Source organism: Butyrivibrio sp. NC2007 (assembly GCF_000421405.1).
Lineage (GTDB): Bacteria > Bacillota > Clostridia > Lachnospirales > Lachnospiraceae > Butyrivibrio.
On the sequence record NZ_ATWY01000003.1, the window covers coordinates 1 to 20,809 of the forward strand.

At 39.0% G+C, this 20,809-nt stretch carries 25 protein-coding genes; 1 reads left to right on the top strand and 24 read right to left on the bottom strand.

Annotation, left to right across the window (positions count from 1 at the left end; genetic code table 11):
• The 24 genes from G632_RS18645 to G632_RS22645 form a co-directional block, all read right to left on the bottom strand.
• Positions 1-264: hypothetical protein (locus tag G632_RS18645; RefSeq protein ID WP_022767524.1), on the bottom strand; the 264-nt coding region annotated here is incomplete at its 3' end.
• A gap of 650 nt (positions 265-914) precedes the next feature.
• Positions 915-1,436, bottom strand: coding sequence for a DUF4256 domain-containing protein (locus G632_RS0102870; RefSeq protein WP_022767526.1), 522 nt, complete (start codon positions 1,434-1,436; stop codon positions 915-917).
• A 34-nt stretch (positions 1,437-1,470) separates the two neighbouring features.
• Positions 1,471-3,606, bottom strand: coding sequence for a DEAD/DEAH box helicase (locus tag G632_RS18650; protein WP_022767527.1), 2,136 nt, complete (start codon positions 3,604-3,606; stop codon positions 1,471-1,473).
• A gap of 66 nt (positions 3,607-3,672) precedes the next feature.
• The gene (locus G632_RS0102880; protein ID WP_022767528.1) at positions 3,673-4,329 is read right to left on the bottom strand and encodes a YoaK family protein; all 657 of its coding nucleotides are present in this window, start codon (positions 4,327-4,329) and stop codon (positions 3,673-3,675) included.
• 664 nt (positions 4,330-4,993) lie between these two features.
• Positions 4,994-5,236: a hypothetical protein gene (locus tag G632_RS0102885; RefSeq protein WP_022767529.1), complete on the bottom strand. Its 243-nt coding sequence runs from the start codon at positions 5,234-5,236 to the stop codon at positions 4,994-4,996.
• A 198-nt stretch (positions 5,237-5,434) separates the two neighbouring features.
• Positions 5,435-8,374, bottom strand: coding sequence for a bifunctional diguanylate cyclase/phosphodiesterase (locus G632_RS0102890; protein WP_022767530.1), 2,940 nt, complete (start codon positions 8,372-8,374; stop codon positions 5,435-5,437).
• A gap of 24 nt (positions 8,375-8,398) precedes the next feature.
• Positions 8,399-10,057 (bottom strand): ABC transporter substrate-binding protein, encoded by a 1,659-nt coding sequence (locus G632_RS18655; protein WP_022767531.1) that lies wholly within the window; start codon positions 10,055-10,057, stop codon positions 8,399-8,401.
• Positions 10,058-10,633: 576 nt separating this feature from the next.
• On the bottom strand, positions 10,634-11,005 hold the full coding sequence (locus G632_RS0102905; RefSeq protein ID WP_022767533.1) for an SMI1/KNR4 family protein: 372 nt from the start codon (positions 11,003-11,005) through the stop codon (positions 10,634-10,636).
• Between the two features lie 84 nt (positions 11,006-11,089).
• Positions 11,090-11,521: a hypothetical protein gene (locus tag G632_RS0102910; protein WP_022767534.1), complete on the bottom strand. Its 432-nt coding sequence runs from the start codon at positions 11,519-11,521 to the stop codon at positions 11,090-11,092.
• Positions 11,514-11,996: a hypothetical protein gene (locus G632_RS0102915; protein ID WP_155828829.1), complete on the bottom strand. Its 483-nt coding sequence runs from the start codon at positions 11,994-11,996 to the stop codon at positions 11,514-11,516. Before G632_RS0102915 ends, G632_RS0102910 begins: the two co-directional genes overlap by 8 nt.
• Before the next feature lie 328 nt (positions 11,997-12,324).
• Positions 12,325-13,134: a hypothetical protein gene (locus tag G632_RS0102920; RefSeq protein WP_022767536.1), complete on the bottom strand. Its 810-nt coding sequence runs from the start codon at positions 13,132-13,134 to the stop codon at positions 12,325-12,327.
• 112 nt (positions 13,135-13,246) lie between these two features.
• A complete protein-coding gene (gene gloA2, locus G632_RS0102925) occupies positions 13,247-13,624 on the bottom strand; it encodes an SMU1112c/YaeR family gloxylase I-like metalloprotein (protein ID WP_022767537.1) in 378 nt (125 codons plus the stop codon).
• 65 nt (positions 13,625-13,689) lie between these two features.
• Complete coding sequence (locus tag G632_RS0102930; protein ID WP_022767538.1) at positions 13,690-14,043, bottom strand: hypothetical protein; 354 nt, start codon at positions 14,041-14,043, stop codon at positions 13,690-13,692.
• Positions 14,044-14,099: 56 nt separating this feature from the next.
• Positions 14,100-14,717, bottom strand: coding sequence for a hypothetical protein (locus G632_RS0102935; RefSeq protein WP_155828830.1), 618 nt, complete (start codon positions 14,715-14,717; stop codon positions 14,100-14,102).
• Positions 14,718-15,025: 308 nt separating this feature from the next.
• Positions 15,026-15,343 (bottom strand): hypothetical protein, encoded by a 318-nt coding sequence (locus G632_RS0102945; protein WP_022767541.1) that lies wholly within the window; start codon positions 15,341-15,343, stop codon positions 15,026-15,028.
• Positions 15,344-15,397: 54 nt separating this feature from the next.
• The gene (locus G632_RS0102950; protein WP_022767542.1) at positions 15,398-15,835 is read right to left on the bottom strand and encodes a hypothetical protein; all 438 of its coding nucleotides are present in this window, start codon (positions 15,833-15,835) and stop codon (positions 15,398-15,400) included.
• A gap of 296 nt (positions 15,836-16,131) precedes the next feature.
• Positions 16,132-16,359: a hypothetical protein gene (locus tag G632_RS0102955; protein WP_022767543.1), complete on the bottom strand. Its 228-nt coding sequence runs from the start codon at positions 16,357-16,359 to the stop codon at positions 16,132-16,134.
• A 28-nt stretch (positions 16,360-16,387) separates the two neighbouring features.
• Positions 16,388-16,858 (bottom strand): hypothetical protein, encoded by a 471-nt coding sequence (locus tag G632_RS0102960; protein ID WP_022767544.1) that lies wholly within the window; start codon positions 16,856-16,858, stop codon positions 16,388-16,390.
• A 2-nt stretch (positions 16,859-16,860) separates the two neighbouring features.
• Positions 16,861-17,529 carry a hypothetical protein gene (locus G632_RS0102965; protein ID WP_155828831.1) on the bottom strand — a complete coding sequence of 223 codons (669 nt, stop codon included), beginning with the start codon at positions 17,527-17,529 and terminating at the stop codon, positions 16,861-16,863.
• Between the two features lie 22 nt (positions 17,530-17,551).
• Positions 17,552-18,085, bottom strand: a complete 534-nt coding sequence (locus tag G632_RS0102970) for a hypothetical protein (protein ID WP_022767546.1) — start codon at positions 18,083-18,085, stop codon at positions 17,552-17,554.
• A 58-nt stretch (positions 18,086-18,143) separates the two neighbouring features.
• Positions 18,144-18,569: a hypothetical protein gene (locus tag G632_RS0102975; protein WP_022767547.1), complete on the bottom strand. Its 426-nt coding sequence runs from the start codon at positions 18,567-18,569 to the stop codon at positions 18,144-18,146.
• Positions 18,570-18,657: 88 nt separating this feature from the next.
• Positions 18,658-19,002, bottom strand: a complete 345-nt coding sequence (locus G632_RS0102980; RefSeq protein ID WP_022767548.1) for an immunity protein Imm33 domain-containing protein — start codon at positions 19,000-19,002, stop codon at positions 18,658-18,660.
• 11 nt (positions 19,003-19,013) lie between these two features.
• On the bottom strand, positions 19,014-19,217 hold the full coding sequence (locus tag G632_RS22640; RefSeq protein ID WP_022767549.1) for a resolvase: 204 nt from the start codon (positions 19,215-19,217) through the stop codon (positions 19,014-19,016).
• A complete protein-coding gene (locus G632_RS22645) occupies positions 19,214-19,414 on the bottom strand; it encodes a recombinase family protein (RefSeq protein WP_442852500.1) in 201 nt (66 codons plus the stop codon). Before G632_RS22645 ends, G632_RS22640 begins: the two co-directional genes overlap by 4 nt.
• A 371-nt stretch (positions 19,415-19,785) precedes the next feature.
• On the opposite strand from G632_RS22645, the gene G632_RS0102990 reads away from it, so the two are divergent.
• A complete protein-coding gene (locus tag G632_RS0102990; RefSeq protein WP_022767550.1) occupies positions 19,786-20,796 on the top strand; it encodes a LacI family DNA-binding transcriptional regulator in 1,011 nt (336 codons plus the stop codon).
• Positions 20,797-20,809 lie beyond the last annotated feature (13 nt).

Below are 20,809 nucleotides of genomic sequence, written 5' to 3' on the forward strand. Positions count from 1 at the left end.
GATGCGGAATGATTCGCCATCTGCTGAAATAAATATTTTGTGAGTTTTTCCCATATAGTCACATACGGCCTCAACATCATAAAACTCACTTAATTCATTTAACTCAACAATTTTCGAATAAACTTGAAGGTATTGATGCTTCTTAAATCCCTTGTCCTCATCCTCTTTATCTTTCGACCATATTTCTACATGCCTTTTATCATCCTCAAGAGAAGCGTGATATTCCTTCCCTTCATATATAGCATATCTTCCTGTTTTATCCATTCTTATAACCTTCTTGTTTTCTAATACTCTTTATTTCGAATTCTACAGTACCATATTTTTCAAGAGATGGGTGAATACCTTTGAACTCCACAATCGCACATACTTCTCTTTATTAACCAAAATCTCAATTTCTGTTTTTTCTTTGATAATATCTAGGAATTCACTAGGGATATCAATTTTAGAATACTGAATTAATTCAATAATTTCGATTTGCCGGAAACTTCTCATCCGCAATTAGATTTTCTTATTCATATAATTTGTCAAATTTGCAAAATTGACTAATGTATATTATTTTGCATGCTTTAGTGACTTGAATCAGACAATTTTCAATTTCAAATTGAAGAAAATTTGACTAAGTCAGCTGAAATCTATCACCTGAGTCACTCAAGCATCATCAGAAGCTCCAAAAAGAGTGACTAAATTAGGGAATTATTGATGGCTTAGTCAAAAAATGAAAATATTTCAATGTATGCCTTTAATAGATACAAAGGGCCATTTAAGGTATACAAATGCAAATCAAAAGATCAATAATATTTGAAAAATATGCCTTCAAAAAACAAAAACGCCTTGTTAAGGCATATTTCCAAAATCCTACCCGCGCTTTGTCATCGCATATAATACTGAGAGTTAATCGCTCTACAAATTTGAATTCATATAAGCGTATAGCCTCTGAACCCGCGCACGGAATAGTACGAATCCGCCCCGTTATGGAATGTGAAAACCGTTCCGTAACGTCGTTCGCAGAACAATGCACCGCCCTTGTCGCGAATATCATCCGGCGTAGTGATCCAACTTGACGTTTTCAAATCAAATTCCCCGAGACTTTGCAGTCGGCGATAGAGTTCCTCCGTCATGATCAAAACGCCGATTTCTTTTGCTTTCCATTCGGCGCTGCCTGATGGCGGGTTTTTAGCACGCCCCTGTAATGCCTTTTCGTCATAGCACAGGCTTCTGCGCCCAGAAGGGGACTCCTTTGCGCAGTCGCAGAAAATTAGCTTTCCCGTCTTTTCGTCATAGCCGATGGTATCCGGTTCTCCTCCGCTCTCCTCCATCCTTCTCAAAACATCCATGGAGCCCGGATGCTCAAGCAAACGTTTCTCCACGTCAAGCCAACTCAGATCCATATGAAGATTCTTATTATCCTGAAACCTCGCTTTTAATATTTCTAACATGGTTTATCCCTCCAATCTCCCGATTTGAATTAAATTACAGCACTGCAGGTAGATATTTCTTGCTTTCTTTTTCAATCACATCGCTGATCCATTCCTTGTCCATAAGGTTGTCGAAAGCACCTGCCAGTACTGATTCGCCTGCATAATTGTCGAATTCGTTCTGTTTCTGTTCAAGCACCAGCATCATTTCTTCGTCTATGGTTTCCGGGCAAAGAAGATGGTACACCGTCACGTTCCTGACCTGGCCCATTCGGTAAACCCTGGAGAGTGCCTGGCTTGTAAGGGACGGCTTTATCTGCGGCTCACAGAATATCACCATGCTGGCAGCCTGTATGTTAAGACCAACTCCTCCTGCTATTATCTGGCAGAGCAGGATGCTTCCATCTTTTGCCTCGCCAAATCTGTCGACTATATCCTGCCTATGAGCTACGGGTGTATCTCCACTTATAACGCCTATGCACTTATCGCCAAGGATCGCGGCCACTTTGGATATGGTATCTCTAAAGAAGGAATATACAACGACTTTTCTTCCCTCCGCCTTTGCCTCATTGCACAGCTCAAGGAGCCTGCAGGTTTTAGCGGAAGTTTTTATGTCTTCCTGAAGAAAGCCCACGCGGCGCATATCCTGGAAATTCCTGTTCATGACAGCCGCAGTATACGCTTTTTGGTCGTCAAAAGACATTTCGCACCATTCCTGTTTCTCGTCGATAGGAGGCAGCTCTTTTAACACCTGAGTCCTTGTCCTTCGCAGATAAACAGGAGATAGCGCCTCTCTGAATTCCGGAACATGGCTAAGGTGCGCCATTCCTCGAACCTCCTTGGTCATGTCAGGCCTTACAAAATCTATCAGATTGCACATTTCATCGACACGATTCTCCAGAGGTGTCCCGGTCATCATAAGAATGCGCTTGGATTCATTATCAAGGCGCCTGATGTACATGGTCCTCTTGGCATCGGGGTTCTTGATGTAATGCGCCTCATCAATTACCAGCATCTCGAGAGTCATGTGATTGTCGATACGATCCACTATTTTCCCCATGGATTCGTAGTTGGTGATGGCGGCTCCCCCATAATCTCTCCACCTGTCAAATGCATCATCTAAAGTCTGGCCATGCAGAATGTACGCATCAATGTTGCTGAACTTCGATAGCTCTTTTGACCAGTTGACAAGGACACTGGCCGGGCAGACCACCAGAAAATGGCATAATCCATCCGTGGTTTCTTGAATATGAGCCATGGCAGCTATCGCCTGAATGGTCTTGCCAAGGCCCATCTCATCGCCGAGGAGGACCTTGCTTTGATGCAATATATACTTTGCGCCGAATTCCTGATACACACGCAGGTTGCCTCGAAAGGTCTTTTGCGAAAGTTGCATGCTACTTATTTCTTCGGCCAGCTGCCCTGGTATGCTGTCGTAGATAAACGGCCTGTTACCACTGCTACTTCCAAGCTTCTCCAGCAGGGCATAGAAATCCGCACCGTTCAGGGTAAAAGCCTGCACGGCATCTGCACTTGGCGAATTGATGGCGCTGTGATACCTGTCAATAAGGCCAAGGAGCTTTTCAAAGAAAGCGCTGTTGCAGAATTCGTATATCTCCGCAACCATATTAATGGTGCGGGTTTTTTTATCGTTTCCGGAAAAGAGCCATCCAAAGCCGCCAAGTATTATACCTGAGGATGCGACTTTCGCGGCATACAGATCAAGGTTTTTGGCCGGCTCCTGAGCATCTCTGCGCACATCTTCACTCTTTAGATAGCGGTACATCTCAGTAATCAGCTCAGGGTCATTTGCATCAAGCACGATGGAAACCCTTGATGAGAGGCTGTTTGCAAATTCAGTGATAATATGCCTTATGGCCTCTATCTGCTTCTCGCCGATGCCTTCTATGTTCCGGATGTCGTAATCAGTAGCTTTTGCGATCTTCCCAAGGTCGGTATATCCGGCCTCCTGAAGGGCTGCCACGCGTATACCAACCTTGGCATTCTTAAGCTCCTCAACGGAAAATTCGCCAAGAGATTCTCTGGCTTTTTCGGATGACATCCTTTTGCAAATGGCTTTAATGCGGCTTTCCTGCGAGTCTTTCTCTGCATAGATGCTCTTAAATGCATCGTTGGTGTCATTTATCGCCTTTATTAGTTTTTTCAGATCCTTAAAGTCAGGTTTCTTCATGGCTTCATACCTTTATCGACTGTGTCTTGAGACTCTGTTAGCCTCATTTTTATGTATCCACGTATTTCATTCTTTTAGCATCATCAAGACCACAACCAGAAGGATTGCCGGTGAGATCCATATTGTTCCAATACCAAACCTTGCGGAAAGTACCCCTCCGATGCCGGCTCCTGTGGCAAAGATAAGAATAATGCCAAAGAAATGCAATGCCTTATACAAGGATCCCTTCTCTTTTGTTCTGAAATACTGTGACAGGCTTTCCGTACCGCTCCTAAGATTGCCGATACACATCGTACTGGCATATCCATATCCATGAACTTTTCTGAATGTCTGCACCTGCATGGCACATGAAAATGAAACCATGATATTTGCAAGCATATTTACCCCTGTCGGCATAAATCCTACCGCCAAAAGCATTGCTATCTCTATAAAAAGTATGATCTGTCTCCAATGGATCTTGCTGCCAGTCTTAAACCTGCTCTCGATCCTTTCAGCCAGAAAAATACCTGCAGCAAATGATAGGAGCGGGAGCATATAGTGTAATCCCTTATTCCACTCTCCCTGCATAAAGTTCTGGCTCATCAGTACCACGTTACCGGTCTGGGCATTTGCGAATACGCCATCCCTCACGTTATAAGTATATGCATCCTGTAGTCCTCCCGAAAATGAAAGCAATGCACTTAATCGAAAGCTCTCAGAGGTCTGCGTTTTTGCAATCGACATCTCATACCTCCAAATATGACCATTAAATTTATATCAATATATTTACCTTACGTAATTCAGCCAATAACGAGCCCGCCTCGCCAAGTAAACCTTCAGTCATATTACTCATATCAAGTATTCCAATTTATCTTCTAGAATATTATATATTAGTACGCCGGTGGAGAACGATCTCCACTTTACAATCGCCCTGCACGGATACAGGTTACGGCGTCTTTCATCCTTGCAGATACAAGTCCGTGCACAAACCACAAGGAAGCTATCGATCATTATCTTCTGATATAACTTATCATCCGCAATTAGATTTTCTTATTCATATAATTTGGCAATTGATGGCTTAGTCAAAAATTGAAAATATTTCAATGTATGCCTTATATAAGAAAAAATATAGCTATAGGGCATACATTTTGGTGCCAGTGAAGGTTTTTCCATACGTAATGTATGCCTTTAATGGATACAAAGGGCTTTTTAAGGCATACAAAGGCAAATCAAAGATCAATAATATATAAAAAATATGCCTTTAGAAAACAAACACATCTTGTTAAGGCATATTTCTAAAATTCCGCCCCGCACTTTGTCATCGTACATAATTCTGGAATATATTTTCCGATATAACTCTCTTATGATACATTCTCTGCAATAGGTAATCCAAAGTCATAGAGTTCCCTCACTTTTTCCTGGTCATAATTAGCTTCACAGCAATACCCAGCCCCACAATAATAAGCAGGCATGGTAGATAATCCCAAATTAAAGCCGGAATCAGAATCGTGATAATAACAACCAGATCAAGAATATCAACTTGTTCTATAATAATATACCCCGCAATCACTGCTACAGCCAAAACAACTATGCCAACAATAAGTGCTATTTTCCACGATTTGTTTCTAGAATATTCCTTTGTAACCCTCATTACCTTGTCCCCCAAGTAGTATTTAAAGAATTTATCCTATTATATCTACCGCACATTGCACCTACAATCATTATCTTGAGAAAATAAACCCTTCTAATTCCCTATTTGAATGTAAATTTATCTGGCAATATAATAGAGCCCTGAAACATCCCTGTTTCAGCGCCCTTATCCTTCGGGCAAACCCTCAGGAATATATTGTCAGTTTGTGGTAGCCATTCCCGATGTTGACTCGTTAGCTATTGTCAGGATTGCCACAGCGATTGCTGACGTACCTGTTACAGGATTGACTCCAATTCGACGGATTAATGTGTGGACATACGTATCCTGATCCATTTTTTCATCAACAACCAAACGTCCACCTTCCCTGCCACAATGCATAATAGCCTTAAGGAATGTCGATTCCTCTCTGTCTTTAGTATCGAGTATATCTCTTTTTAATGTATTGAAGTCAATATTTAACGTCCGTTTCAGGAAATCACGGTATGAACGGTTACAACGGTTATACCACAACTTTGTGTCATTGACTTCTATAATGCACATAGGCAGTGAGTTGAAGTACTGCGTCATGATCTCATCATTTTCTCCATTAGAAAGCGTTGAGAAATCATACAGATTGAGGCGTCCTATCGATGCATAATATTCTGCCTCCTCCGGGTTCTCTATTGTAAGCGCCTCTCCCCTTTCAATCTTGGCAACTATTTCCTCAAAAGGAGTAGGTTTTCCGTAGTAGTAGCCCTGTATTCTCGTACAGCCGATCTCACGCAGGAATTCTACCTGTTCTTCCAGTTCTACGCCTTCACAAAGAGTATCAAGTCCCAGACTTATAGCCATATTTACAAGCTCGGTTACGATGATCTTTCCTTCTTCACCCTCATCAAAGCGCTCCATGAAGCGCATATCAAACTTGATTAGATCAAAGTGCAACTGATGAAGTACGTCCAGAGATGAGTAGCCGCTTCCAAAATCGTCCATCCAAACCGGGAATCCAAGCTTCTGGAATCTGGCAACCTGCTCTTTCATAAAGTCAAATTCTTCACCGATTACACTTTCCGTAATCTCCACAGAAATAAGCGAATGGTCAATGCCTTCAGCATCAACTCTCTTTCGTATTTCCTCTACGATATCACAGCTCTCAAAATCCATACGGGACAGGTTGATAGATTGGGATATCAGGTAGTATCCCAGTTCTTTCTGTTTCTGCATCTTTTTAAGTACCTGTTCCAGCACATAAAGATCAAGCTTATATATCAGTTTGGCCTGTTCCAAAGCAGGAATAAAATATCCCGGTGAAAGGAACCCAAGTTCAGGATCTATCCAGCGTGCCAGAGCCTCTTCATCACATACCTGACCATTGGAAGCGCGCACGATTGGCTGATAGTACACCTTGATCCAGCCTTCTTCAATGGCACGGTCCAGATTCTGGATGATGTGAACATTGATCTCGTTCCTCTTTAGCATGTCTTCATCATAATATGTAATTGTTGAAGACAACTCTCCCTTCTTCCTGTCGGCTGCATATTTTGCACGATCGCAGGCAACGTTCACATCTACATCTTCAAGGGCGTTGTTATAGATTCCCACGCGAATCGGCAGCTCTTTTCCATCCACGGCTGTTCTGCATTCATCCAAAACTTTTTGGAGTATCTCATCTACCTTGTCTCCTTCTGCGACTGCAGTGAAATGATCTCCGCTAAAGCGGCAAATTCGGTGTTCTCCAAAGTTTTCGGCCAGAATTTTGGAGAAATCCATAATAAGCTTATCGCCCATTTCAAATCCATACTGTCGGTTATAGTATCTTATACCTATAATATCGATATAGACCATTACCGGATCAAGTCCTTCTGAAAGGATGCGTTTCTTTTCCTCTACCGCCAGCTTAAAAAAGTGACGCATATTAGGAATATCTGTCATTGTGTCATAGAAGATCTGATGATTCAGATTCTCAATATAAAGCTTCAGCTGATCCCTCATTCGCATGAAAGCATTAGTCAGTGCGCCAATCTCATCCTTGCCCTGATATGTCAGATCAACATCATAGTCAGCATCAGCAAGCCTCTTTGAAGCATTTGTGAGCTGTTTCAAAGGACGGGTAAGTGCTCCTATCACGAGGAGAATCAGTAAAACGAAAACAAAGATGACTATCACGGTAATCAGTGCAATATCTCTGATAAGTGTGATCCAGGGAGCATTGATCTCTTCTGTTGGCGCAATACAGACCACGTGCATACCATTTGACAGTGTGGAAAAAGACATCTGCCTTTTTGTGCCATGGGCTTCATAGCGTATAAGATCATTACCGCTATTATCTTTTGTGAGGGTTTCAGACGAAACGCTGAGCTGTAATTCATCAAGATCGCTTGTGATTGGAAGATCAGGATGATAGATTACCTTTGCGTCTTTATCAAGAAGACAAACAAAACCGGTGTCGTAGATACTGATATCTTTGACCTGATCTATAAGAATCTCACAGGGAATATCCATTCCAAGTACACCGATCAGCATACCGGCTTTATAAATGGGAACAAAGTATGAATATACCCACTCTTTCTGGAAAATGTATGGGCCAACCCATCCGGGCCTTCCCATGTCAACGGCAGTATCATACCAGGTTGCACCGAGTTGCTCACTGGGTGTGAGATTTGACGCATCAAGCGGAGCTTTTTCAATAAGGCCCGTCTTTCCTTCTTTCATGTAGAAGAATCCATGAACATTTTTACTGATCTCAGGGCTGATGCAATAGTAATATGAGTTTATTCCTTGTGTATTTTCCGCCACTCCGGAGAATAATCCCTGAACTTTATTGCAATAAGATTCCAAGTAATCATCCAAAGCTTTGATCTGATCAGGTGTCTGTGCGCTTATATCCGTTCCGGTTTTTATTGCACCATAATTAGCCAATACAACGCTGTCAAGATCATCAATAGCGATATTGGACGTAATTTCTGCAGACTGCTCAATACTCTCAAAATACTTTTCAAGAGCTTTGTCAGTATCTGAATTTATCAGATTCATCATATCTACGGAATTCTGGTCTGTTTCTCTTTGGATAATAAAATAATTTGCGCCAAAGACAGACAGAACACTCGTAAGGATTACCAGAACCGTGATTATTGCGATTTTAGAGCGGATTGAATACATTGACTAACTCCTTTTTCAAGAAACCTACTCCTCATCACTTATTATGGACATTTCACAATACTTGTTTTTTACCGAACCATTCCAGGACGCCTGTATCCCCTGAAGTCTCTCCGATGTAACGTAGTAACGTGTTCTGGAATAAAGAGGAATCCAGGCAGCATCTTCCTGAACAATTATGCGTTCAAGATCCTGATATTCTTTGATGCGCTCCTTCGAATCTGAAATTACACGAGCCTGCTGAATTCGTTTCATGACCTTTTCATCCGAATAGCACAGACTACGATAAGTAGTATTATGGCTATTCCCAAAAAATGTGTAGATAAAATTGTCAGGATCATTAAAATCTGCCATCCACTGAGCCGTATAACATGCAAGTTCTCCATTCTTTCTCTTGCTCATAAAGTCACTTTCGTCTATAACTTTTATTTTTGCCCTTATACCTACTTCGTCCCACATGGATTTTGCCATCTCAAGGACCTGTAATTCCCATCGTGTCGAAGCAGAGTTCACACTGACAGTAAGGTCAAAACCGTCTTCGAGGCCGGCCTTTGCCAAAAGCTCTTTTGCCGCCTCCGGATCATAAGGGATTTCCGGAAGATCAGGGTTATAGCCATAAAGCCCATGCGGGAATATTCCATTCTCAATCTGTCCACGACCGCCATAAACCGCAGCCAGCAGAACCGGACGGTTTATTGCCATCTGCATGGCCTTACGCACTCGCACATCACTCAGAGGTTCTATGCTCTCATTTATCGCAATATACGTTATTCCAATACGTGGAACGCTGAACAGCCTGTCCTGATACTCACTTCCATGTAAAAAGAACTCTGCAGCGTTGCCAAGCTCATCGAGATCAAGCACGTCAATCTCTCCATTTTCAAACATTCTTCGGATCTCACGGGCATCATTTACAAAGCGAAGATCAAGTCCTTCGCATTTAGGAATGCCCATCCAGCAGTGCTGATTTGCAGTCAGGAGCATTCCTTCTCCGGGCGTCCATGTTCTTAGGACAAAAGAGCCTGTCCCTATCGTCCATTTTGGATCTTTCCCAAAGAGATCTCCTGCCGCCATAGTCGATTCCTGGTCAAGGATTGAGGCTCCGGGCATTGAGAGACAGGCTAAAAAAGCCTCAAATGGCCGCTCTATTGTTATGACAAAGTTCAGGTCATCAAGAATCCTGAAGCCTTCCAGATGGTCTGTCTCCCCACTTTCCAGTTCACCAGCACCGACGATTATATCGACTATATCGCTATTACAGGAATCCGGGTGCGTTAAAAGCCTTTCAAATGTAAATTGTACATCAGACGCTGTAAGCGGTTTTCCATTACTGAATTCTACAGCTTCCTGTAGGTGGAAAGTATATTCCCTTCCGTCATCGGAAATCTCCCAGGACTTGGCCAGGGAAGGAAGTATCTGCATATTCCCCGCCTCATCGTTCTCCATTTCTACGAGACGGTTGAATACATTCTGAGCAATGGTGTAATGGATAGATGTGCATTGGAAATCTACTGTGTCAGGCTCGTCTTCCACTGCCACCAGAAAATGTGATATTTCATATTTCTTGGGCTCAAATTGTTGGAGCGTTTTGCTTGTTGATGTCTGCGATCCACACGAAGTATCTACGAAAATCGAAGCTGTCAGCAGAACGCATAGGAATATCCTACAAAAATAATCATTCTTCATGGCAGCCTCCTTTCTTTAGTAAACTTTTTGCATGACACCAACGATATTTAGGCATAATATTACCATTTAATTGTAACATGAACGGGACGCAAAAAATCTTAAATGTCCATAAACCATTCTTCTGCCATGTCCATCATTTCATCAGTGTTCATGCTAGCACTTGGAATAATACTCAGCATATACACCGATTTTTTATCTTCTGTCTCTATACCAAGAAGATACAGGGTTTTCAGAAATCCTAATGCAATTTTCATGTATAGGTTGACTGTTCTTTCTGTTCGATGTGAACGATGTTAACTAAGTAATATTATCCTAAAAAAGGCAAGAAAAAGCCGTACATTAGATACATTTCTGTACCATCTGTACGGTTTTGGGGAAGTATATATAACCTTAGTTTTACGAAGTGCAGTATTAACGTGTTAAAGCGTTTTCTTTTATAATAACACCCAGAGGGTCTTTTGTCAAAGAATCTGGGTGTTCTAAATGCTCTGTATTGCGTTTTCAGGATCTCATATGAAGAATTCTACGATTTGAGCCATGATTTTTGATCAATTATCTTCCAATTTAATATATCATTTAATTCCGGAAAAATTCCTCAAGTGAATCTGCAATTAGTTCTGATTCGTTATCTATAGGATCAAATTCATAAACCTTACCATCAAACAAATAAAATGGATTGCCTGCACCATCATCCGAGAACACCACGCCTGACAATCCGTACTCATTCTGATAAAAAGAACTCCACTTTTTGATTTCATCATAGGGATAGATGATCCATCCAATTTCCATCATTTCTCCGGTCTTAGGATGAATCATAATTTCCATTATCCCGTTTGAATGCCCAAGTATTGCTATCAACTCTTTAGGAAGAGTATCATCACAGTTTAAAGGTTCCTGTAAACTTATCTTCTCTTTATACTTTTTATTTATCAGATTGAATACATTCATTCATATCCACCCTTATTCTTACCATGATAATATTCATCATATCCATATAAACTAGTTCCATCTCCATAATGACTATCGTATTTGTTAGCCTCGGTTAATATCTTCAATCACAAAATTATTCGCTTCTAACAGCTCAATCAACTTATAAGCGTTATCATAATCCCCAAGATTAATGACAGCTTCAGATGGTCCTCCATAAATCGTAAGGACACTGCCTCTCAAAAAGCATCTGGAAATTTGTGAAAATAATACCTTCCTTCGAAGTAACCCTCTATAGATAACGAAATATTCATCATATATTACTATTTTACTAATTGTCAAAAAATAAACCAGAAATACAATGATTGTTCCCGCTAAAACATAGAGGATGCAAAGAATCACTGTTTCTGCAAGAGAATTACCAATAAAACCTTTTGCAAGTACTGCCGCGCAAGCTATTGTTGAGGTACTTACCGCGCCTATTGCGGTTCTCATTCCAGCACTTCTATTTCCTTTTAGTACTATCTTATTATCCATTGTCTTCCTCTGATGTTATCTTTACTCCGGCATCCTGTATGTATTTATACCACAGATCATAATTATGCATGTGCTCACCAATCTCCAGAAATAACCAGCACTTTTTTCCGTTAAAATAGGGTGTTAAACACTCAAGCTGCCTATTGCCGCCACCAATGTATTCAATGCGTGCTTCAGTAATTTCACTAACTGAATACTGCCTTTTGCGATAGACGCATATAGTAATCTTGTCTCCCTTAACGTATATCTTTTCAAGGAACATTCCAAGGTACTTTATAAAGAACCATACCGATATGGAAACAAAGAAAACTACTACTGCAATAATTATAACTACTTCTGTCTTGTCCCGCTCAATAGCAAAAGCTTCGTGTGGCAGATATATCCCCGAAAATGCGAACATGGCTATTGACACCGCCAAAGAAAGCAACGCCAAATACCTTCCTCTAGGCCTTAAACAAAAATCATAGTTTTCCATATTTTCTCCATTCATATTCCAATTCGAACGAAACCGTTCCTTCATTACGTTAACACAACTATTTTTCGTACTTTTATGACATTATACCATCAGGGCATGCATCCACAATTCAAAACACGGAGAAATAAACGCTGATAATTTCCTATTCACAATCAAAACCCTCAGTTCCGGGGATTGTCCCAAAACTGAGGGTCGACTTTGGTTTTACAAAAGTATCAAAAGAAGTTACCCTTTAGACTTGAGATGCTCTGAAGGTTTTTTAACCAAGTTATTTTAGCAAATTATATTGCGATTTTATGTTCCAACGTTCATCCCGACAAACTTGAATTTAGTGATTTCTTTTTTCATCCAGCAAAAATTCAAACTCATGCAAATAATTCTGAAATCGCTGATCATCTTTCCCTTCTTCACACATTTTCTTGTGTTTGCATAAATTATAGAACACTCGATAACCATCTTTATCTCTTATTCCTATTTTGGTATAAGGCTTTGTTATGGAACCTTTAAGCGATTCCGGAAAATGTGCAAGTAAACTGGCCAGTTCTTCCATTGTAAACTGTGTAGGATTAAGTTCTAATTCCTCGATTTTGCTCTTGGATAAGCATATGAAATCCCTATCCCCAACAGACTTTCCCCACCACTCAAAATGTCTTATCCCAGTATTTATTATTGGTTTAAGAGATTGAATCGTCATACTCGCCGTAACCTTATCCCCAATATGAAAGTTCACAAGATTAGGCGCAGTCTCAATCCTACCGATATCATGAAGTCTGCTAAAATCATATATTCCTAGTCCAATCAGATTTATATTTCCTGACATATTCCATAAGTCAATAGCTCGCTGATTAAAGAAATAATTGATATATTTAACTTTATTTAACTCACCTAAGCAAGCCAAATTCTCTACACTTTTATTTTTCCAAAAGGAAATCGCTTCAAATTGGTTGGCATATTTCGTAACAAAATACTCAAACGTCTCTTGCCTTAATCCGGAAATAATAATCGTTTTTGCATCTGGATATTTCTCTATCTCATCAATCTGATGATAGTTAATCATTCCGCCATCAACTTCTTTTCGACATAGATTAAGATCAAAAAGCTCCGGTGAAGGATCTGTAAAGTTGCTTATATTAATCATAGTCTTCCTCTATATGTTTCATTTAGACAAACTGCGATTTGTCGTTCTGCATTGTTTTCCGGGAGAACTTGCTAACACTTCAGCCAGACCAATCTCATTTGTCACAAGTAGTTTACTCATGTATTTCCAAAGGAAGCCCGTCCGGGTCACGGAAAAACGTCATTTTTTCACCCGTGAAAGCATCCCGTCGTATCGGTTCACAAGGGATACCCATAGACTCCAATTCTGCGACGGTCTCATCTACACTATCTACACGGAAAGCAAGATGACGCAATCCGTAAGCTTCGGGAGAAGGACGGAGTGGATGATCCTTCATAATAAAAAGTTCAATTTCGCTGTCATCGAGCTTAAGGTCAATCTTCCAATCATCCCGTTCCGGTCTATAGTTCTCTCGCAGAATTCGAAAGCCAAGCTTATTATGGTAAAAGTTCAGAGCAGTGTCTTTGTCGGAACAAATCACCGCAATATGATGAATGCGATTTAATTTCATGTGGCGCCTCCTGTTTTAACCAGAAAAACCGATTTGCTTATTTCATTATCCTGAAATTTACTTTGTTAACGGGTATTTATCGAATAAATAGTTTCATTCCATAAACCCATTATTGCCGTTTTGATATCAAGTATTTGAATTTTAACAAGAAAACCATTCAGAAATATATACCATATTTGATCCATTTGAAAATCCATAAGTTTATATATCCACTCTGTGACTTCAGAATCATTTGAACAGTCAGATATTTTTGAATCAGCTATTTTTTCAGAACTAAAATAATTTATTTTCCGGAGGTATTCTTCATCAAAAATGGATGGTCCTTCGTAATCAATAACTTGTATTCCCTTAATCTTAGAGATAATATTCTTAGTTTTTTGGAGGTTAATCTTTTTTTGAATTTTTTCTTTATCAACCATACTTTTTCCCTAAACCTCAATTAATCTTTTCATTTATACTGTAATATAAAATCTTATCAATCCCTCAATCCAATATACTCAATAATTCTTGCCTTCTGCTCATCAGTTACTAAGCATTCTTCTTCCATAAGCTGTCTGCATTTATCAAACTTGCCATTTACGCACAAAACTGCTACCATGCAGCATCCGTAAGCATTATTTCTAACAACATCAAAACCATTTCTGTTATAACTCCTATTTAGATCAAAGTATTTTTCCACTTTATCTAATGAATCATATTTATCATAAAACGAAAATGCATAATCGTGAAAATCATCGAAGATAAACTCAGCATGATTGCTCATGGGATTATCTGAGCAATATCTGTATCTCCCCGAATCGCATCCCGGAACAAGCGTATACAATCCTTTACAACCAGTATTGAACTCCTTTTCACGCTTATCATATTCTTTTCCCATGAACAGGCACTGTAGTTCATCCACCTTCGAATATCTGAATGAAAGAGTTGGAAACATAGAATAATACGTGCCTGGCAATCCCCTGTCTCTCGTATAATAGAATGAGAAATACTGCTCACAATCGTTTACTTTGCGGCAGAATTCATGTATCCGCTTTTTTGTAAACCCTAACGAATTCATTTTATCTTCTAAAATCAGTGTAAGTTCCTTATCCATCTCTTGAGGTGTCATTTTTGTTCTTTTTGATTTCCCTTCTTCTTCCTTGAAAAGTAGATACTACCAAATACAAGCAAATCAACGCATGGAATAATTATGAAGCCAAACTTTACAAGTTTATTATTTCGATAAATAAGCGCAAGTTTTGATGCATTACTCTTCGTTATCCCCCTCATATTTTCATGCAAGTGTCTTCATGATCATGAAAAAATCTATCGTGAGCATTTTTCCTTTTTTCAGGATATCCTGAATCCATATGGGTTGGTTTTCTTCCATGGTATTTCTCCTGTCGAATTCACAAACTACATTCATTTGATTGGGAAAATTTTCTTGCTGTTTTCTATATCTGCACTTTCCTCTGTCGAAATATAAACGTCTGCAACTTTCGATAAATCGTTATCTAAAATTGTCTCAGATTTCATTAATTCAAGAATATCCTCAACATTTGCTTCAGCATCTTCCGTTTCAAGCCAAATTCCTATTTCCGTTCCGGATAAATAATCATAACCATTATCCCTAACACGACCATCAGTAAGGGATTCTATTCGATCCGGCAAAGAATAACAAATATCCAAATCCGGATTGCTCATTTTTGTAGAATCAAGCACAATTATAATAGTCTGCATATGCCCCTCTTTATTGCGTAAAACTGGAATTTAATCGCTCTACAAATTTGAATTTTATGCAGGATCTTTTTCTGCTTCAATGACATTGAATTTTTCTAAAACGTATTTTTCAAAAGTTCTATAATTATCATAATTCTCTGAAATATAACGTCTTTTTCCATTGAACACAACTAATATTGCATTTGAAGCCACAAGCACTCTCGGACTGATATAATGATTTTTTATATGGTAAATCTTATCTATCTCACTACATTTAACATTGTGGGTTCGAATTAAGCTTCTAAACAATATACTTTCATCCAATACCTTGATCATGTAGATATCAGCAAGAAGAAAATAATAACAGATCAACATTATTGCAATATATACGATAACCCCCCACTTGAAGAATGCATCCAATGAAGAATACCCTGTTAATTCCAACACACTTAAGCAGACAGATCCTAAGAATAAGAGTGCTCTTCCGATTAAATACTGTTTTTTCATTTTCAACTAAATAATTCCACCAGTTGCCATCACATGTTCCCTCTCCAGTCATAAAGAAGTTATCAATAGCTCCATATTCTCCTAATTGCGCAGCTATACCGATAGGTATTACCTTTTTGTATCACGAATCAATTACTTAAATCACTCACATATAAGCCAACCATTTGATTCATGAATGGTTTTTGCCTGATTTTCAGACATTTCTTTGACCATTCTATTTTTGTATTCCACCAACGCTCACCATAGACTTTTTCCAAATTACTTATACCTGTTTAGCTTCATCTAATGCACCTTTGGATCTATCATTTATGAATCCTCATAGTTCCATGCATCATTTCAATTTCTTTCAGGGATATATCGTTTTTAGGAGCTATTATTATTTCGATTAAATTTTTCTCATCAGAGGTAAAGAATAGTATTATTTCATCACAGTCTTTGGTTCTATATTGGATGAAATATTTATCATAACTGGGTTTGTTTGTTTTTTCGCTATCAATTAATCTTCCTTCGTCAAAACCAACTATTCGCAATAAATCATATTCTGTTTTTACTGATTCTTTACCTTTTATATTGCCTAAATTCTTTCAATCTCCTAAGCATTTCTTTTACGGAAACAATTCCTGTGCTCTCGGTAATGTCCTGAACTATTCCGTCTTTTTTTATATATTTATAAACCACTTCACAGTTGCCCAGCTCTATATACGGAATAAACTTCTTGCAGACAAACTTATCAACAACTTTCCAATTCGGTAAAAACCCTTCTGCAAATACCAGATTTACACCAAATTTTGTAAAGTCTTCCGGAAACACATTCCACCAAAGAGGCGTGTCTTGCAATTTTGCATCATATTCAACACGAAACTTTACTTCGAAGATGTCGCTTAAGTCCTCGTCCTTTGCCTTCTTTACATAAGCACCGTCATCTTTTTCAAAGCTGCCGTCTGCTTTCTTTTTGCTTCGCGTTACCAGTACTTGTGCTTTAGAATTGCAAATATAAGAGTAGTATTCACCTTTGTATTTTCCTATCATAATTAAACTCTTTTCCTTGCTTTTCTTTTAAATGTTATATTATGCTTACGTAATTCATCAAAAAGCCCTTCAGAATCATCCCACAACATAACATATCTGAACAATATTCTTCCTTCGTGATCATAGGCCTTATAGTTAAAGAAGGAGTTTTTATCAGTTACATATGCGATATCAGAGTAGCTGTAATCCTTTATTCCTCTCCTTCCAAGCACAGATATCTTTTCATCGCCATCAACAATTCCATATGTTCTGTTACATAAAACACCAAACATAGAAATAAAAATAATCAAAGTCTGGAAAACACCAAAATATAGCAATTCACCAAGCCCAAACTTCTCTAATGTAAAGCATGGCGCAAAAAGTATTAACCCTATACACCAAAAAGTAAAATTGAATCCCGCGGAATATACACCTAATCCTCCGGGGCAACAGCAGAACTTTCCTTGAGGTAATTCTTTATATCTGTGGCAGGCGCCAACAACTCCAACCCCTCCGGAAATTATAATAATCACTGCCAGTAACAGCTCAAAATAGTAATATTGTCTGGCCGGAGAATCAAAGATGATTACACTCACTCCCACACCAATAGTTATAAGAGACATCAGTAACGGAACAATGCCAATCCGTAGATATCTTTTTATTATGTTTTTGTCCTGTCTGTAATCTGCCACAAATGCTAATAGCAGCTATCAATTAAATGAATATAATTTTCTCTTTCAAACTCAAAATTGCAATCCGCAAACCAATCCACTCGAACCATTCTTTACTGTCCACTTTTGCCAAAGCTATATTGTCGCCATAGAGCTCCCAGTCCTCATCCGTGTATTTTTCCAAATCTAGAATCCCGCTAAGCCTCTCTTCTTCGCCATCTTCTTTGCTATGGTCTACTATCCCGATCCGCTTCCAAATAACTGTTTTTTTCTGCATAATAACATCCACAACAATAACTAAGCAGGAAAAATCAAAATCATCCGGACAACTAAGTATGGGAGTTATTGCCTGTCTTTGATTCAATACAAATCTCATAAATCTGGCATCTCCCTCATTATCATATTTGTCTGTCCAACAGATCGCAAAACAATCCAGTGGAGTTAACCTTTTCATAAACTCTGAATTGTCAGGTAGCCACTCCTCGAAATATTCATATAATGGTTTGCCATCAATGAAAAAGACCCTGTTCTCATATCCACTTGGTATTCTGATTTCCTTGATATCTATTGTATTCATTGTATTTCCTTCTGCGTAATGGCAAACCGCGATTTGTCTTAGTCGATAATACTGAAATTTACATTTCAATTCCTTCGAAATGTGCAATCAACATTTCCTCAATGGTATCAAACTCGCATTGCTCACTATACGAGACGTTACCAACGTCGCCGATGGTATACTTCCCTAGATCTGAACTATATCTGAAAACATCCATATCTACGCAGCCTAGCCAAAGTTCTTTATAATCGTCCCACCATTCGAAAATTCCCAGATCATCACACGAATAGTAATTAAAGAAATTATTATTCTGTTTATAATACGCGGACAAATCCTCTATTACGTCTTTCGGTATATTATTGGTTTCACAATGTACTTTAAAAGCATCAAGTTCAGTGTCTTTTGCTGGTACTATCTCGTAAGTATGGCTATCTTTTTCACAATAATACTTCTCACCGGATTCTTTCTTACAATACTTTTCATACAAGGTTCTTACGTCAAACATTTACAGCTCTCCTAGTACATTTACTATTTTTGAAATCATCGTCATTGTATTGCTACATAATCGACCACTTTTAACAATGCTTCAAATCTCACTTTCCCGTATTTGAATCTATAAATACTTTTCTTTGTGAGTCAAACTCCAAATCTGTTCCAACCGGCATGTCATATATAGCCAATACTGCTGGCTCTATTTCAACGAGCCTATCAAAATCGACAACCAGATTGTTCTCCGGCACATTTATATACTCTTCGGTGTCTGTATCACCCAAAGCTCGCCAGCCATTATCGACTGGATTGACTGACTCTTCTCTGAAAATCCACTTTAATTTAGAAGTACCATCATCTAAAGATTTAGTAATGATGCATCCACCCAAGTTGTGAGTTTTCAGAGTTTCCTTTTCCTCAGTTTTCTTAAACTTATCAAATAATCCCATAATACAACCTTTTATTTAATCTTTTCCTTATTCGCTCTTATCAATGTGGACTTTGAAATCCCTGTCATAGCCACAACTTGATTATAAGAGTTTTTCTTGAGCATAGCCAGAGCATGTTCCATTTGCTGCGGAGTGTATTTCTTTTTACGACCATCTCTATAGTTGGGGTTCTGTCTTGCTATTTCTCGGTCTTCCTGAGTGCGCTCTACTATCATATCTCGCTCAAACTCCGCAAATGCTTGACCAGGTTTAGGCCATCTTCAGTGGATCTAGCAAGACGATCTAGCTTTGTGACAATCACCTTGTCGCCCTTCTTTAGGATTGCCTTGAGTTTATCGAGCTCCGGGCGATCAGCTTTTGTCCCGGTAAAAGCATCCTTAAATATAATTTCAGCACCTGCAGCTCTCAGGATCTTTTCCTGTGCCTCTAAAGAGTTACCATTTTTGCATTTTCATAGCGACACCTATATATGACACCGGATTCCTCCAAAAAACCTCAGCACTTAGCAATTATCCTAAGGCTGAGGTTCGTTAGATATGGTACTACTTTATAGAGCTCATGCTGTAGACATAATTACAGTTGCTGCCATCACAACTGATGTAAGTAAATAACCTTTCTCTCTTTTTCTCATTTCTAACCCTCCTACAAATTTGTGGTATTACTGTGTTGAGAAAATACTAAATCGAACATAGCTTAATCTAAATAGATTATTAAGTATTATTCAGGATTAATTTGGCTTAATTCACTTAATTCTGCTACCATCAATTTAGTGGAGGTATCAAAATGGCTATTACTGGAAAAGAACTTGCAGCTAAACTTGGGGTTTCAACTGCTGCAGTTTCAATGGCTCTCAACAACAAACCCGGTGTAAGCACGGAAACTAGGAAGCTAATTCTTGAGACAGCTAAAGAAAATGGCTATGACTTTACAAGGCTTCCAGTTGTAAAGTCGCAGAAGAACCTTGGTAATATCGTATTCGCTCTATATAGAAGGAGTGGCGCTATCATCACTGATAATCCCTTCTTTTCGCAACTTACCGAAGGAATCAGCTCCTGCTGTGTACGATCCGGTTATTACTTAAATGTTCAATATCTTTACGACTTCAATGATGTAGGTCAAAAGCTTAAGGATTTTGTGTCATCTGGATGTAAAGGAATTGTGCTGCTTGGCACGGAAATGCATAAAGAAGACTTGAAGCTCTTTGAAAATGCAGAAGTTCCTGTAGTGATACTAGACTGTTATTTTTCTGATTATCCCGCCAATTATGTACTTATTAACAACATGCAGGGTGCATATATTGCTACAGAATATCTGATAAAAAAGAAGCACTCCCAGCCAGGATACTTACAATCCAGCTACCCAATACAGAACTTTTCAGAACGGGCTGATGGGTTTTATAAGGCCATAAGAGGAAACGGAATGTCAACATCCCGCTCCATAGTACACAAATTAGCACCATCCGTAGATGGCGCCTATTCTGACATGCTCTCAATTAATAATAATGGGGATCAGCTCGCAAAATGTTACTTTGCAGATAATGACCTGATTGCTGCCGGTGCAATCAGAGCCTTTAAAGAAAGTGGATACAAGGTTCCAAAGGATATCTCTGTAATTGGATTCGACGATATACCTCTGTGTACAATTATTGAGCCCACACTTTCTACTATAAGAGTTCCCAAACAACAAATGGGGGAAGTTGCAGCTCAAAGGCTGATTGAACTGATTAAGTCTGATAGAAATGTAAATACAAAAATAGAAGTTGAAACCAAGTTAATTTTAAGAGACAGCGTATGACCGATTAAGCTTT